This is a genomic window from Pseudaminobacter sp. Soil_N_29 (genome assembly GCF_057656055.1).
Window position 1 is genome coordinate 35,187 of record NZ_JBDGLC010000010.1, and the last position, 14,365, is coordinate 49,551.

Genomic DNA, 14,365 nt, shown 5'->3' on the forward strand with positions numbered 1-14,365 from the left:
CGCTGGCGAGCGCAGAGCGCGCCCGGAGCAGAAATAAAATCGTCTCCTATATAAAATCGTATAGGATATAGTATTGCATTGCGCGGAGCATCCATGCTAGCGATGTGACCTGTCAAGACGAAAAAAGACGGCAGGTCATGAATTCACCCAGGCTTTCGGATGCGCCCGATGGAACCCATCATATCCATCGCGCCAACAGTCTCTCGGACGACGTGTATGAGGCGATCTTTGCGCAGCTCATGTCGCTGAAGATCGCTCCGGGCGAGCGGATCACCGTCGACACGCTCGTCAAGCAGTTCAATGTTTCCCACACGCCCATTCGCGAGGCGCTGGGGCGCCTGGAAGGCGAAGGGCTGGTGGTCAAGACGCACCTGGTGGGCTATCGGGCCGCGCCGCAGATCACGCGGCGCCGCTTTGACGAGCTGTACGAGCTGCGCCTGCTTCTGGAGCCGGATGGGGCTGCAAAGGCAGCGGCCTCAATGGATGAGGAGAAGCTCAAGGTCCTGCAGGACGCTGCCGGAGTGATGGCCCGCCGCGACGACAAGGACGAGCGCCTCCACTATTCAACCTTTGCCCGTCAGGATGGGGTCTTTCACGACAAGATCATGGAGTTCGCCGGAAATCAGCTCATCCGGCAGACGCTGAGCTTCCAGCACACCCATTTCCACATTTTCCGCCTGATGTTCCATTGGCGCGTCACCGAAGAGGCGCTGGACGAGCACCAGGCCATCCTCGATGCGTTTGCGGCCCGCGATCCTGACGCCGCAGCAAAGGCCATGCGCCTTCACATCGAGCGTTCGCGAGACCGGCTGCTGCCGGCATTCGAGCGGGACTGAGTCGATGTCCGCTGCCGAGAGCGTCGATATGCTTGAGGACCACACGCCGTCTCATGACGTCAGCCGCAGCACTGGGCCGCATGCCTCGGCGTTGCTGCGGGCGGAGGGCCTTTGCAAGCGGTATGGCGCGGTAACGGTTCTCTCGGACATCTCCCTGGACATCGTTCCCGGTGAAATACACGCCATCATCGGAGAGAACGGCGCGGGCAAGTCGACCTTGATGCGCCTCTTGTCCGGCTATGCCGACCCGACGGACGGCGCCCTGTTCCTGGAGGGCAAGCCGGTCAGCTTCCCCAACCCGCATGCGGCGCAGGATGCTGGAATCGCTCTCGTCCACCAGGAGATCCTCCTTGCCGATGGATTGACCGTCGCCGAAAACGTCTTCCTCGGGCAGGAGTTGACCCGGAACGGCATGGTCGACGACCGCACGATGAGGCGCAGGACGGCGGAAAAGCTCGCGGAGCTCGGATGCCATATTTCTCCCAACGCGCTCGTGCGAAACGTCGCGCTGGCGGATCGGCAGCTCGTTCAGATCGCCCGCGCGCTGCTCGATCACCACAAGCTCGTGATTTTCGACGAACCCACGGCGGTGCTGACCGGCGAAGAAGTCGAGAGGCTTCTCGAGATCATCTTTCGCCTGAAGTCCGAAGGCATCGCCGTTCTCTACATCAGCCATAGGCTCGACGAAGTGCAGAGGCTGGCCGACCGGGTGACCGTTTTGCGCGACGGCAAGATGGTTGGCACCTATCCGGGCCGCACGTTGAGCCAGATGGAGATGGCGCAGCTCATGGTCGGTCGCGAGTTGGCGGCGCTCTATCCCCCGAAAGGAGCGTTCAAGACGGCCGAGGCGATCCTCAGCGTCAGGAATGCCCTTGTCGCGGGCTTTGGCGAAAGCGTCTCCTTCACCGTCCACAAGGGCGAGATCCTTGGCTTCGCCGGCATGATCGGTGCCGGCCGGACCGAGCTGTTCGAGGGCATCGTGGGATTGCGCCCTGCGGTCGCGGATGTCGAGCTGAACGGCAAACCCATCCATATCCGCTCCCAGCGCGAAGCGATCGAGGCAGGCATCGGCTATCTGACGGAGGATCGCAAGGGCAAGGGCCTCTTGCTGCAGGAGCGCCTTGCTCCGAACCTGACGCTCTCGGCGCTCGCCCGCTTCCATCCAGGGCTTTACTTGCGCCGTGCCCGGGAGGCCGAGGCGCTCGCGCAGGCGGTGGAGAATTACGACATCCGCCTGAAGAGCATGAGCGCCAGGGCCGGCCAGCTTTCGGGCGGCAACCAGCAAAAACTGCTGCTCGCCAAGGTGCTCCTGACCGATCCATCGGTCGTCATCATCGACGAGCCGACACGCGGCATCGACATCGCCAACAAGGCGCAAATCTACGCCTTCATCCAGCAGCTCGTCGCCCAGGGCAAGGCCTGCATCGTCATCTCGTCCGAGATGCAGGAGCTGATCGGCATCTGCGACCGCATTCTGGTCATGCGCCAAGGCCGGATCACGGGCGAAGTCTCCGGAGACGAGATGACCGAAAAGAACATTGCATTGTTGGCGACCAGCGATGCTGGCGCCGGAAGCGTCGCCCGAGGGGGGAGATCATGACCGCCATCAGCCAGACCGCCCGTCTCGCGCGCGACAAGGAATTTTTTGTCACCTGGGCCGATGCTGGGCCGTTCCTCGCCCTTGCCGCGCTCCTGGTCATCGGCTTTGCGATCAATCCCGATTTTCTCTCGGCCACCAATCTCGGCAATGTCATCACCCGTAGCGCCTTCATTGCGATCATCGCCGTGGGCGCGACATTCGTGATCTCGTCCGGCGGTCTCGATCTTTCCGTCGGCTCCATGGCTGCGTTCATCACCGGCATCACCATCATGTTCATGAACATGATGGCTCCCAGTTATGGCGCCTGGGCCATTCCCGCGGGCATGACTATCGCCCTTGTCGCCGGAGCGGCATGTGGATTGGCCAACGGCCTGATCGTCACGGTCGGCAGGATAGAGCCGTTCATCGCCACACTGGGAACGATGGGCATCTTCCGCGCGCTGATCACCTACATGTCCGATGGGGGAACGATCCCGATCGACCGCACCCTGCGCGAAGCCTATCGGCCGGTCTATTTCGGCACGGTGGTGGGTATTCCAGTGCCGATCCTCATCTCGCTTGCGGTGGCGGCGATTGGCTCTTTCATCCTCTACAAGATGAAGTATGGCCGCAAATGCGCTGCCGTTGGCGCCAACGAGGATGTGGCCCGCTATTCAGGGATCTCCATCATCAAGACCCGGACCCTGGCCTATGTGATCCAGGGCGCCTGCGTCGCCATCGCGGCCATCTGCTACGTGCCCCGCCTGGGCGCCGCAACGCCGACCACCGGTGTTCTGTGGGAGCTGCAGGTCATTACCGCCGTCGTCATCGGCGGCACGGCGTTGCGAGGCGGCAAGGGGCGGGTATGGGGGACCGTTGCCGGAGCGGTGATCCTCGAACTCATCGCCAACCTGATGGTGCTTTCGGACTTCGTTTCCGAGTACCTCGTGGCCGCGGTGCAGGGGGTCATCATCATCATCGCCATGCTCATCCAGAGGTTTTCCAAGTAGCCCGCGTTCGGACCAGGCGGGTGCCGTTTTCAATCGGTCCATTTCAAAGGGAGGTATCAATGTTGAGAGCAAGTTGGATTGCGACGGCCGCGCTGGGCGCCCTGCTTGTCGCCGGCCAGGCCTGGGCGGCCGAGAAGAAGGTCGTCGCCGTGTCGATCCCGGCAGCCGACCACGGCTGGACCGCGGGCGTTGTCTACCACGCACAGGCTGCGGCCAAGGAAATCAATGCCGCCTTTGCGGACACTGTCGAAGTGGTCGTGAAGACCTCGCCGTCGGCCAGCGCGCAGGTGAGTGCGCTGGAAGATCTCTCGGCGGGTCGGAAGCTGGATGCGCTGGTCATTCTCCCGCACACCTCCGAGGAACTGACGATGCCGGTGAAGGCCGTCAAGGACGCGGGCACCTTCATCACGGTCGTCGACCGCGGCCTCAACGACCCGACCATCCAGGACCTCTATGTCGCCGGCGACAATATCGCGGTGGGCAAGAACACGGCGAAGTACCTGGTCGACAAGCTGGGCGGCAAGGGCAATCTCGTGGTGCTTCGCGGCATCCCGACCGTCATCGACGACGAACGCATCAAGGGTTTTCAGGAAGGCATTGAAGGCTCCGAACTCAAGATCCTGGATATCCAGTATGCCAACTGGAACAGCGATGACGCCTTCAAGCTGATGCAGGATTATCTGGCCAAATATCCGCATATCGATGCGGTCTGGGCCAATGACGACGACATGCTGCTTGGCGTGCTCGAGGCGGTCAAGGAATCGGGACGCAGCGAGATCAAGTATGCGCTAGGCGGCAACGGCATGAAGGAAATCGTCAAGAAGGTCATCGACGGCGATCCGGTGACGCCGGTCGAGACGCCTTATCCGCCGTCGATGATCAAGACGGCCGTCTACATGACCGTCGCCAATCTCGTGGGGCATGCGCCGGTGCGCGGCGCCGTCAAGCTCGACGCGCCGCTGATCACCCAGCAGAACGCCGAGGAATTCTACTTCCCCGATTCACCCTTCTGAGCACCCAACCAAAAGCGGGACGGTGGCTTTGCCGTCCCGCGTTCCCGAACTGGAGGAGGACTTCATTTTGCCAGGCAAAAGAATACTGATGCTGACCGGTGAATTCACCGAGGAGTACGAGATCTACGTATTCCAGCAGGCCATGGAAGCGGTGGGACACACCGTGCATGTCGTCTGCCCCGACAAGAATGCCGGCGACCTGATCAAGACGTCGCTGCACGACTTCGAAGGCGACCAAACCTATACCGAGAAGCTGGGTCACTACGCCCTGATCAACAAGACGTTTTCGGAAGCGGAACGGCAGCTTGACCAGTATCACGCGGTCTACTGCGCCGGCGGTCGCGGCCCGGAATACATCCGCACGGACAAGCGGGTCCAGGCGATCGTCCGTCACTTCCATGAGGAGCAAAAGCCCATTTTCACCATCTGCCACGGCGTCCAGATCCTGATTGCAGTGGACGGCGTGGTGCGCGGCAAGAAGGTCGGGGCCCTCGGCGCCTGCGAGCCGGAGGTAACGCTTGCCGGCGGCACCTATATCGACCTGTCGCCGACGGAAGCCTATGTCGATGGAACGATGGTCTCGGCCAAGGGCTGGACCGCGCTCGCCGCATTCATCCGGGAATGCCTGAAAGTGCTGGGCACCGAGATCCGCCACAGCTGACCCCACCAACCCAGGCTGCCGCCACACACAACCCGTGTGCGCGGCAGCCTCGGCGGTGTTGCCAGTGACTGCTGGTGCCGATTGCATCAGACAGCGACATCAGTCATTGAGGTGGACCATGAAGTGGCACTAGGAGGCAACATGACAACCGATACCGTCAGCGTCCGCTACATCGTCGATGACGTCGAAGCCGCGGTCGCGTGGTACACCACGCATCTCGGGTTCACGCTCGCCTTCAAGCAAAGCCCGGCCTTCGCCGACGTTCGGCGCGGTTCGTTGCGGCTGCTGCTGAGCGGGCCGACCAGCTCCGCCGGCAGGCCCATGGCCGATGGCGAGCAACCCCGGCCCGGCGGCTGGAACCGCATCCATCTGATCGTCGAGGATATTGCCTCCGAGGTCTCTCGCCTCAAGGCTGCCGGCGTGCGCCTGCGCAACGACATCGTGTCGGGGCCGGGCGGGTCGCAGGTTCTTCTGGTTGATCCATCCGGGAACCTGGTGGAACTCTTCCAGCCGGCGCGTCGGGATTAGCGCCCAAGGTACCTGAGCCGCGTGCCAGTTCGTCCGGCCGGTCGCGGCCGGCGCTCATTCCAGCAGCACCTCGCGCAGCACGACTGCATCGTTGTGCTCCTCGTCATGGGCTGCATAGACCAGCGTCAGGGCACCCTTGTGGGCCAGATTGCGCAGACGATCCAGTTCGGCGCCGCGCGCAGTGAGTTCGGCGCGATAGCGACGGCGGAACTCTTCCCATTTTTCAGGATCGTGGCCGAACCATTGGCGCAGTTCGGTGCTCGGGGCGATTTCCTTCAGCCATTCGTCGATTGCGGCGTCTGCCTTGGCGACGCCGCGCGGCCAGAGCCGATCGACCAGGACACGAATGCCATCCCCGGAAGACGGCGGCTCATAGGCCCGCTTGAGCCTGACCCTTTCCGCTGGGATGGGCCCGGCCATGTCGTCACGCCGGCTGGAAGTTCAGCGCCACGCCATTGATGCAATAGCGCAGGCCCGTCGGCGGCGGGCCGTCCTCGAAGACGTGGCCGAGATGGCTGCCGCAGCGCGCGCAATGAACCTCGGTGCGGACCATGCCGTAGCTGCGGTCGACGGTGGTTTCCACCGAGCCTTCTACCGGGTCGTTGAAGCTTGGCCAGCCGGTGCCGCTCTCGAATTTCAGCTTCGATTCAAACAGCGGCTGGTCGCAGCCGGCGCAGGTGAAGGTGCCGGCGCGCTTCTCGTGAAGCAGCGCACAACTGCCCGGCCGCTCGGTGCCATGGCCGCGCATGACCGCATATTGCTCCGGCGTCAAAAGCGCGCGCCATTCCGCGTCGGTGCGGGTCACCGGAAAGCGATGTTCATCCATTTTCTCAAACTCCCTGAATCGCCGGCTCGATTTTCGACAGTCCGAGCCGAAATGTAGTGCCGCAGCCTGCCCGCTGCAAAGGCCGAGGGCATTTCGCTGGTGCTCAGTGCTTCCTTGACAGCTCCCTGGTCGCGCTTTCCAGCCCCGAAAGCGTCAGCGGATACATGCGGCCCGCAAAAATCTCGCGGATCATGCCGATGGAATGCGTATAGCTCCAGTGCTTTTCGGCCGTCGGATTGAGCCAGACCGCGTTCGGCCATTGCTGGAGCACGCGCTGCAGCCACAGCGCGCCGGGCTCGGGGTTCCAGTGCTCGACGGAGCCGCCGGCATAGGTGATCTCATAGGGGCTCATCGAGGCGTCGCCGACGAAGATCACCTTGTAGTCGTGTCCGTATTTGTGGAGCACGTCGAGCGTGGGCACGGTCTCGGAGTAGCGGCGGCGGTTGTCCTTCCACACGCCCTCATAGAGGCAGTTGTGGAAATAGAAATATTCGAGCTGCCGGAATTCCGCACGCGCCGCCGAAAACAGCTCCTCGACCACCTGGATATGGTCGTCCATCGAGCCGCCGACGTCGAAGAACATCAGCAGCTTCACCGCGTTGCGCCGCTCGGGCCGCGTGCGCACGTCGAGATAGCCGTGCTCGGCCGTGGCGTGGATGGTGCCTGGCAGGTCGAATTCTTCATCCGCCCCTTCCCGCACCCAGCGCCTCAAGCGCTTCAACGCCACCTTGATGTTGCGCGTGCCGATCTCAACGGCGTCGTCGAAGTTGCGGAACTCGCGCTTGTCCCACACTTTCACCGCGCGGCGATGGCGGCTTTCGTGTTGGCCGATGCGCACGCCCTCGGGATTGTAGCCATAGGCACCGAAGGGCGAAGTGCCGCCCGTGCCGATCCATTTCGAACCGCCCTGATGCCGCCCCTGCTGCTCCTGAAGCCGCTGCCTCAAGGTCTCCATCAGCTTCTCGAAGCCGCCCAGCGCCTCGACGAGCTTCTTTTCCTCTTCGGTCAGGTGCTTTTCGGCGAGCCGCCGCAGCCATTCCTCCGGAATGTTGGCGACGTCGACGGCCCCCTCGCCCGACACCGCCTCCACGCCCTTGAAGACATGGGCGAAGACCCGGTCGAAGCGGTCGATATGGCGCTCGTCCTTCACCAGCGCCGAGCGTGCCAGGTAATAAAAACCTTCGACATCATAGTCGACCAGCCCAGCCTCCATGCCCTCGAGCAGCGACAGGTATTCTCGCAGCGAAACCGGGACCTTGGCTGCCTTGAGCTCGAGGAAGAAGGGTATGAACATGCTTTCACTTTGCGTCGCATAAGCCGTCGAGGCAAGCCGCGGTTCCCGAATCGGTGCGGCGCCACATTGGTAAAAATTCGGATTCAGTCTTTCTTGGTAATTTCCCGTTAGCAATTCGGGCAGTGGGTTCCGATGGCGCCGATTTCGCCGTCGATTCTGTTTTGCGTGCGGGTTCCTATGCGTTTCTCAGGCGTGTCAGCAATTCTCTTGGCGTGCATGTCGCTTGCCGGCTGCTCATCCAGTTCCGGCCTGGCCGACCTGATGGCGCAGGTTCAGCCGCCATCTCGCGAGACGACGAATTCCGTTACCAGGCCAAGCAGCCCCGTTCCGTCGGCAGATGTGGGGCCGGCGGTCGCGGAACAGCAGGTGCCGACGATCTCGGTGGAAACGATGCCACCGGCGCAGATGGCAATGGCCGCGCCCATGCCCGTGCCGATGGCGCTGCTGCCTCCCAGGCCAGAGCCGGAATTGCCCATTCCCTCGGCGAAGCCGGCGGCGTTCGTGGTGCCGGCCAAGCCGTCCACCGGCGCGAGGCCGCATGGGCGGGGCAAGATCTACGGCCACCGCTTCCGCGACGCCAAGCCGATCAATTTCGGCAAGGCTTCGCCGCGGGCGCTGGCTGTCCACGGTGTCGATGTTTCCCGGTGGCAAGCCGACATCGACTGGCCGAAGCTGCGCACGCAGGGCGCGAACTTCGCCTTCATCAAGGCGACCGACGGCGGCGACCATCTCGATCCGATGTTCAGGAAGAACTGGCGCGCCGCCCACGAAGCCGGGCTGAAGCGCGGCGCCTATCATTTCTTCTACTGGTGCCGCACCGCCGGCGAGCAGGCCGACTGGTTCATCCGCAACGTTCCGAGGGAACCGGGCGCGCTGCCGCCGGTCATCGACGTTGAGTACAATGGCGAGTCGAGCTGCAAGCGGCGCCTGTCGCCCGAGAAAATCCGCGAGAAGATGCAGGTCTTCATGGACAAGCTGGAACGCCACTACGGCCAGCGTCCGATCATCTACACCGCGCCGGACTTCTATCGCGATAACCTTCAGGGCGCGTTCCTGGATTATCCGTTCTGGCTGCGCGCAGTGGCAGAGCATCCGTCAAAGGTCTATCCGGGCCGGAAGTGGGTGTTCTGGCAGTATTCGGGCTCGGGCCTCTCGCAGGGCGTGGACGGCAAGATCGACCTCAACGTCTTCCACGGCAGCGAGGACGACTGGCACCGCTGGGTCGCGGCGAAATCGAGCTAGGTCGCCGCGACCACAGAACCGGCAGCAGTCCGCAGGAACTAGAGCAGGTCGTATTCGACGAAGCCGGTCTGTCGCGCGACGCGATCGTAAAGCTTGCGCGCAGTGGCGTTGGTTTCGTGCGTCATCCAGTACACGTTGGTCACGCCGATCTTGGCAGCCTCTTGCTTGACCGCATCGATCAACGCCGCGCCCACGCCCTTGCCGCGCGTTTCCGGCGCGGTGAACAGGTCCTGCAGATAGCAGTTGTTCACGATCGACCAGCATGAGCGGTGGTAGAGGTAGTGCACCAGCCCGACCGGCTTGCCGTCGATCAGGGCGAGGAAGCCTTTGGGCTCGAACTCGCCATCGGTGAACAGGCGCTTCCAGGTGGTCTGGTAGACCTCTTCCGAAACAGTCGCCTTGTAGAATTCGAGATAGGCTGTCCAGAGGCGCCGCCAGTCGTCATGGTCGGCCTGCTGGAGAGGGCGGATGGTGACGTCGCTCATCGGCTGTCGCTTTCCCTGATTGTTACCTGATTGCGGCAGCCTGCCCGAGCATCGTTTCAACGCCAACGGGCCAGATAACGAAAACCGCTGGCCTGCCCCTCACCCGGCGGCTTCGCGGCCCCCTATCCCTGCCGTCTCGCCATGAACGCCAGGCGCTCGAACAGATTCACGTCCTGCTCGTTCTTGAGCAGCGCGCCATGCAGCTTCGGGAGCGCGTTCTTGGGGTCGGCGCGCAGGTCGGCCGGATCGACATCGTCGGCCACCAGCAGCCTGATCCAGTCGAGCGCCTCGGAGGTGGACGGCTTCTTCTTCAGCCCCGGCACCTCGCGCACCTCGTAGAACTGCGTCAACGCCGCGCGCACCAGGCTCTGCTTGATGCCCGGATAATGGACCTCGACGATCTTGGCGAGCGTCTCGGCGTCGGGAAAGCGGATGTAGTGGAAGAAGCAGCGGCGCAGGAAGGCGTCGGGCAGCTCCTTCTCGTTGTTGGAGGTGATGATGACGATGGGGCGGTGCTCCGCGCGGATCGTCTCGCCGGTCTCGTAGACGAAGAACTCCATCTTATCGAGTTCCTGCAAGAGATCGTTGGGAAACTCGATGTCGGCCTTGTCGATCTCGTCGATCAGCAGCACCACCTTGCGGCCCGCGGCAAAGGCCTCCCACAGCTTGCCGCGGCGGATGTAGTTGTTGATGTCGTTGAAGCGGTCGTCGCCGAGCTGGCTGTCGCGCAGGCGCGAGACGGCGTCATATTCATAAAGGCCCTGCTGCGCCTTGGTGGTGGACTTGATGTGCCATTCGAGGAGATCGAGGCCAAGGGCCGCGGCCACCTGCTTGGCGAGCTCGGTCTTGCCGGTGCCGGGTTCGCCCTTGACCAGCAGCGGCCGCTCCAGTGCGATCGCCGCATTTACGGCCACCATCAGATCCTTTTCGGCGACATAGGCCGAAGTGCCTTCGAAACGCATTCCAAACTCCGCTTTCATGCCGGCGGCGACACTAGGAGCCGCAGGCCATCGCGACAAGGCGCAGTTCGCAAACTTGCTGCACTTCAATATATAGAATGGGATCGCACCCTCGGACAAAGGACGCAAGCAATGAGCGCCAGGAAGACCGCCATCGTAACCGGCTCCACTTCGGGCATCGGCCTCGCAATCGCCCATGCGCTGGCGGCAGAAGGCTGCAACATCGTCGTCAATTCCTTTTCCGACACGGAAAGCGACCATGCGACAGCCAAGGGGATTGCCGACGACCACAATGTCAAGGCTGTCTACATACAGGCCGACATGTCGAAACCGGCCGAATGCCGCGCGCTGGTGGACAAGGCAGCCGAACGTTTCGGCTCGGTGGACATTCTCGTCAACAATGCCGGCATCCAGCATGTCGCGCCGGTGGAGGATTTTCCGATCGAGAAATGGGATGCGATCATCGCCATCAACCTTTCCTCGGCCTTCCACACCATCGCGGCTGCCATCCCGCTCATGAAGAAGCAGGGCAAGGGACGCATCGTCAACATCGCCTCCGCCCACGGCCTGATCGCCTCGCCGTTCAAGTCGGCCTATGTCTCGGCCAAGCACGGCATCATGGGTCTTACCAAGACAGTGGCGCTGGAAGTCGCGACCTTCGGCATCACCTGCAACGCCATCTGCCCGGGCTATGTGCTGACGCCTCTGGTCGAGGCGCAGATTCCCGACCAGATGAAGGCGCACAATATGGACCGCGAAACCGTGATCCGCGAGGTGATGCTGGACAAGCAGCCGACCAAGGAATTCGTGACCGTCGACCAGATTGGCGCCGCCACGGTCTTCCTCTGCTCGGACGCGGCGGCCCAGATCAACGGGACCCATCTCTCCGTCGACGGCGGATGGACGGCGGGCTGAGGGCCGTGCTCTTGCGCGAACTCCGCGCGATGGAATGCTCAATGATGGACTTTCGAAACTCATGACATGCTAGTTTCGAAAGTCGCAACTTCAGGAAGGAGCTGCCATGCACCTTGTGGTCGACGGAAAGCCGATCGATATCGACGCCGATCCGGACATGCCGCTCTTGTGGGCGCTACGCGACCTTGCCGGCAAGAGGGGCGTGAAATTCGGCTGCGGCATCGCCTTGTGCGGCGCCTGCACTGTGCTCGTGAACGGCGAGGCGGTGCGCTCCTGCACGCTGCCGGTCGGCCAGGTTGAGGGCGCCATCACCACCATCGAGGGCCTTTCGACGGATGGTAAACTGCATCCGGTGCAGCAGGCCTGGCTTGATGAGCAGGTCGCGCAATGCGGCTATTGCCAAACCGGCCAGATCATGAGCGCCGTGGCGCTGCTCGAGCATACGCCGGAGCCGACCGACGCCGATATCGACCAGGCGATGAGCGGCAATCTGTGCCGCTGCGGCACCTATCCACGCATCCGGGCGGCGATCAAGCGCGCGGCATCGCTGAAGGCGGGAGCCTGACATGGTCGGAAAGATTGCACGGCGCACCTTCCTTATCGGAGCCGCCGCAGTCGCCGGTGGCGTCGCCTTCGGTTACTACAGCTATCGCAAACCCTTCCCCAACCCTCTGGAGGGCGATCTTGCAGACGGCGAGGCGACCTTCAATCCCTATGTGAAGATCGCCCCCGACAACACGATAACCGTGATCGCGCCACGCGCCGAGATGGGCCAGGGCGTGGAAACGACGCTGGCGGCACTGGTGGCGGAGGAGCTCGACGTCGACCTGGCTGCCATCAAGGTCGAGCACGGCCCGGTGGCTTTAGCCTATGCCAACATCGCCCTTCTGACCGACGGCCTGCCCTTCCCGGTCTTCGACCAGTCCACGCTGGCCAAACTGGCTCGCGACGGCATGGCCATCGTGGGCAAGTTCCTGGCGGTGCAGGCGACCGGCGGGTCGACCACAACCATCGATGCCTTCGACAAGATGCGCCGTGCCGGTGCCGCCGCCCGCGAGATGCTGAAGGCGGCGGCGGCAAAGGAATTCGGCGTCGCCGCATCCACGCTGGCCACGGGGAACAGCAGGGTCACCGATCCCGCGTCCGGCAGGAGCATGACCTATGGGGCTCTTGCCGCGGCCGCCGCGAAGCTTGCGCCGCCGGCGGACATCGCGCTGCGAAAGCGCGGCGAGTGGCGCCTGCTCGGCAAGCCGCAGATGCGCACCGACATGCTTGCCAAGGTCACCGGCCAGCCGATCTTCGGCATCGATGTCGATCTGCCCGACATGGTCTTCGGCACCGTGCGCATGAACCCGCATCTGGGCGGCGCGCTCGTCTCGATCGATGCGTCCGAAGCCGAGAAGATGCCGGGCGTCATCAAGGTCGTGCCGATCCGCACGCATCTCGGCAACGGTTTCGGCGTGATCGCGAAGACGACATGGCACGCCTTCCGGGCGGCCGATGCGGTCAAGGTGGAATGGGGCCAGGCCCCCTACCCCGCCGACAGTGCCGCCATGTGGCAGGTGCTGGCCGACGCCGCAGCCGGAAACGGCTCGGTCATGCGCGACGACGGCAATGTCGAGAACGAATTCGCCGACGCGCCGCGCGAGAGGCTGATCGAGGCGGAGTACCAGGTGCCGTTCCTGGCCCATGCGGCAATGGAGCCGATGAACGCCACTGCGCGCCTCAAGGATGGGGTGCTCGACATCTGGGTGCCGAACCAGGCGCCGTCGCTGCTGCGCACTGTCTGCGCCCGCGAAGCCGGTATCGACGAGGCGAAGTGCAACGTCCACGTGACCTATCTCGGCGGCGGCTTCGGGCGGCGGCTGGAAGCGGACTACGCGCTCTATGCCACCAAGCTCGCGCAGGTCGCCGACGGGCGGCCGGTGAAGGTGACCTGGACGCGCGAGGAAGACATCACGCACGACACCTATCGCCCGGCAGCCCTCGGCCGCTTCCGCGCGAGGCTGGACGAGGCCGGCATGCCGGTGGCGGTGGACCTGAAGGTGGTCTCGCCCTCGATCATGGCCAGCGTGCTGCCGCGCTTCTATCCGATGCTTTCGGCGCTCGGCCCCGACAAGACGCTGACCGACGGTCTGTTCAACCAGCCCTACCAGATCCCGAACTATCGGGTTTCCGGCGTGAAGGCCGCGCTTGCCGTACCGGTCGGCTTCTGGCGTTCGGTAGGCAATTCCATCAACGGCTTCTTCCACGAAGCGTTCATGGACGAGATTGCGACGGCCGGAGGCATCGATCCGGTCGAACTTCGCAAGCGGCTGATGGCGGCCTATCCCACTGCCGTGAAAGTGGTTGAGAAGGTCGCAGCCATGTCGCACTGGGACGAGACGCTGCCGAGCGGCAAGGCGAAGGGCTTTGCCTTCACGCTGAGTTTCGGAAGCTGGGTGGCCCAGGTGGTGCAGATCGCCGAAACGCCGCAAGGCATCCGCATCGAAAGGGTCTGGATCGCCGCCGATGTCGGCACCGCGCTCAACCCCGGCATCATCGAGGCGCAGCTTACCTCGGGCGCCGTTTTCGGCCTGTCGGCTGCGATGGGGCAGGAGATAACTTTTGCAGAGGGCAAGGTCGAGCAGTCGAATTTCCATGATTTCGACTTAATGCGCATGTCTCAGTGCCCGCAATTCGAGGTCGCCATTCTGGAGAACGCGCCCGAGATGGGTGGTGTCGGTGAGGTCGGGACGCCGCCTTCGCTTCCCGCGCTCGCCAACGCAGTCTTCGCCCTTACCGGCAAGCGGATTCGTGAATTGCCCTTGAACAAGCAGGTCAGGTTCGCCTGAACCATCGATTTCCTGGAGAGGGGATCGCATGATGCAAGCTCTAGGTAACATTCTTATGCGACGGCCCGGTCGAGCTCTTGCAGCCGGAAATATTTCGCCGACATGTCGGCTATGTCGAAAGATAAGCGTCTTTCGGAGACTCTTGTGTGAAGCGAGGTTCCTGACAACCCATTGTCAGTAATT

At 63.1% G+C, this 14,365-nt stretch carries 15 protein-coding genes; 10 read left to right on the forward strand and 5 right to left on the reverse strand.

What is annotated here, in order from left to right; translation table 11 throughout:
• The first annotated feature begins 137 nt into the window (after positions 1-137).
• The 6 genes from AC3A4H_RS20540 to AC3A4H_RS20565 all read left to right on the forward strand — a co-directional run bounded on the left by AC3A4H_RS20540 (position 138) and on the right by AC3A4H_RS20565 (position 5,627).
• Positions 138-836, forward strand: coding sequence for a GntR family transcriptional regulator (locus AC3A4H_RS20540; RefSeq protein WP_487768367.1), 699 nt, complete (start codon positions 138-140; stop codon positions 834-836).
• 4 nt (positions 837-840) lie between these two features.
• Positions 841-2,436: a sugar ABC transporter ATP-binding protein gene (locus tag AC3A4H_RS20545; RefSeq protein ID WP_487768368.1), complete on the forward strand. Its 1,596-nt coding sequence runs from the start codon at positions 841-843 to the stop codon at positions 2,434-2,436.
• Positions 2,433-3,425: an ABC transporter permease gene (locus AC3A4H_RS20550; RefSeq protein WP_487768369.1), complete on the forward strand. Its 993-nt coding sequence runs from the start codon at positions 2,433-2,435 to the stop codon at positions 3,423-3,425. The genes AC3A4H_RS20545 and AC3A4H_RS20550 overlap by 4 nt, the downstream gene beginning before the upstream one ends.
• A gap of 59 nt (positions 3,426-3,484) precedes the next feature.
• Positions 3,485-4,438, forward strand: coding sequence for a substrate-binding domain-containing protein (locus AC3A4H_RS20555; RefSeq protein WP_487768370.1), 954 nt, complete (start codon positions 3,485-3,487; stop codon positions 4,436-4,438).
• A 67-nt stretch (positions 4,439-4,505) separates the two neighbouring features.
• Positions 4,506-5,099, forward strand: coding sequence for a DJ-1/PfpI family protein (locus AC3A4H_RS20560; RefSeq protein ID WP_487768371.1), 594 nt, complete (start codon positions 4,506-4,508; stop codon positions 5,097-5,099).
• Positions 5,100-5,240: 141 nt separating this feature from the next.
• Positions 5,241-5,627 carry a VOC family protein gene (locus AC3A4H_RS20565; RefSeq protein ID WP_487768372.1) on the forward strand — a complete coding sequence of 129 codons (387 nt, stop codon included), beginning with the start codon at positions 5,241-5,243 and terminating at the stop codon, positions 5,625-5,627.
• 54 nt (positions 5,628-5,681) lie between these two features.
• On the opposite strand, the gene AC3A4H_RS20570 is transcribed toward AC3A4H_RS20565, so the two are convergent.
• The 3 genes from AC3A4H_RS20570 to AC3A4H_RS20580 all read right to left on the reverse strand — a co-directional run bounded on the left by AC3A4H_RS20570 (position 5,682) and on the right by AC3A4H_RS20580 (position 7,747).
• Positions 5,682-6,047 carry a DUF488 domain-containing protein gene (locus AC3A4H_RS20570; protein ID WP_487768373.1) on the reverse strand — a complete coding sequence of 122 codons (366 nt, stop codon included), beginning with the start codon at positions 6,045-6,047 and terminating at the stop codon, positions 5,682-5,684.
• Positions 6,048-6,051: 4 nt separating this feature from the next.
• On the reverse strand, positions 6,052-6,453 hold the full coding sequence (gene msrB / locus AC3A4H_RS20575; RefSeq protein WP_348780208.1) for a peptide-methionine (R)-S-oxide reductase MsrB: 402 nt from the start codon (positions 6,451-6,453) through the stop codon (positions 6,052-6,054).
• Between the two features lie 103 nt (positions 6,454-6,556).
• The gene (locus AC3A4H_RS20580) at positions 6,557-7,747 is read right to left on the reverse strand and encodes a vWA domain-containing protein (protein ID WP_487768374.1); all 1,191 of its coding nucleotides are present in this window, start codon (positions 7,745-7,747) and stop codon (positions 6,557-6,559) included.
• Between the two features lie 177 nt (positions 7,748-7,924).
• On the opposite strand from AC3A4H_RS20580, the gene AC3A4H_RS20585 reads away from it, so the two are divergent.
• A complete protein-coding gene (locus AC3A4H_RS20585; protein ID WP_487768375.1) occupies positions 7,925-8,989 on the forward strand; it encodes a GH25 family lysozyme in 1,065 nt (354 codons plus the stop codon).
• 38 nt (positions 8,990-9,027) lie between these two features.
• On the opposite strand, the gene AC3A4H_RS20590 is transcribed toward AC3A4H_RS20585, so the two are convergent.
• Together AC3A4H_RS20590 and AC3A4H_RS20595 are read right to left on the reverse strand one after the other, a co-directional pair.
• Positions 9,028-9,474 carry an N-acetyltransferase family protein gene (locus tag AC3A4H_RS20590; protein WP_487768376.1) on the reverse strand — a complete coding sequence of 149 codons (447 nt, stop codon included), beginning with the start codon at positions 9,472-9,474 and terminating at the stop codon, positions 9,028-9,030.
• Positions 9,475-9,596: 122 nt separating this feature from the next.
• A complete protein-coding gene (locus AC3A4H_RS20595) occupies positions 9,597-10,436 on the reverse strand; it encodes an AAA family ATPase (protein WP_487768377.1) in 840 nt (279 codons plus the stop codon).
• A gap of 129 nt (positions 10,437-10,565) precedes the next feature.
• Between AC3A4H_RS20595 and AC3A4H_RS20600 the strand changes: the two genes are divergently transcribed.
• The 3 genes from AC3A4H_RS20600 to AC3A4H_RS20610 all read left to right on the forward strand — a co-directional run bounded on the left by AC3A4H_RS20600 (position 10,566) and on the right by AC3A4H_RS20610 (position 14,182).
• Positions 10,566-11,348, forward strand: coding sequence for a 3-hydroxybutyrate dehydrogenase (locus AC3A4H_RS20600; RefSeq protein WP_487768378.1), 783 nt, complete (start codon positions 10,566-10,568; stop codon positions 11,346-11,348).
• 106 nt (positions 11,349-11,454) lie between these two features.
• A complete protein-coding gene (locus AC3A4H_RS20605; protein ID WP_487768379.1) occupies positions 11,455-11,913 on the forward strand; it encodes a (2Fe-2S)-binding protein in 459 nt (152 codons plus the stop codon).
• 1 nt (position 11,914) lies between these two features.
• Positions 11,915-14,182, forward strand: a complete 2,268-nt coding sequence (locus AC3A4H_RS20610; protein ID WP_487768380.1) for a xanthine dehydrogenase family protein molybdopterin-binding subunit — start codon at positions 11,915-11,917, stop codon at positions 14,180-14,182.
• The last annotated feature ends 183 nt before the right edge of the window (positions 14,183-14,365 follow it).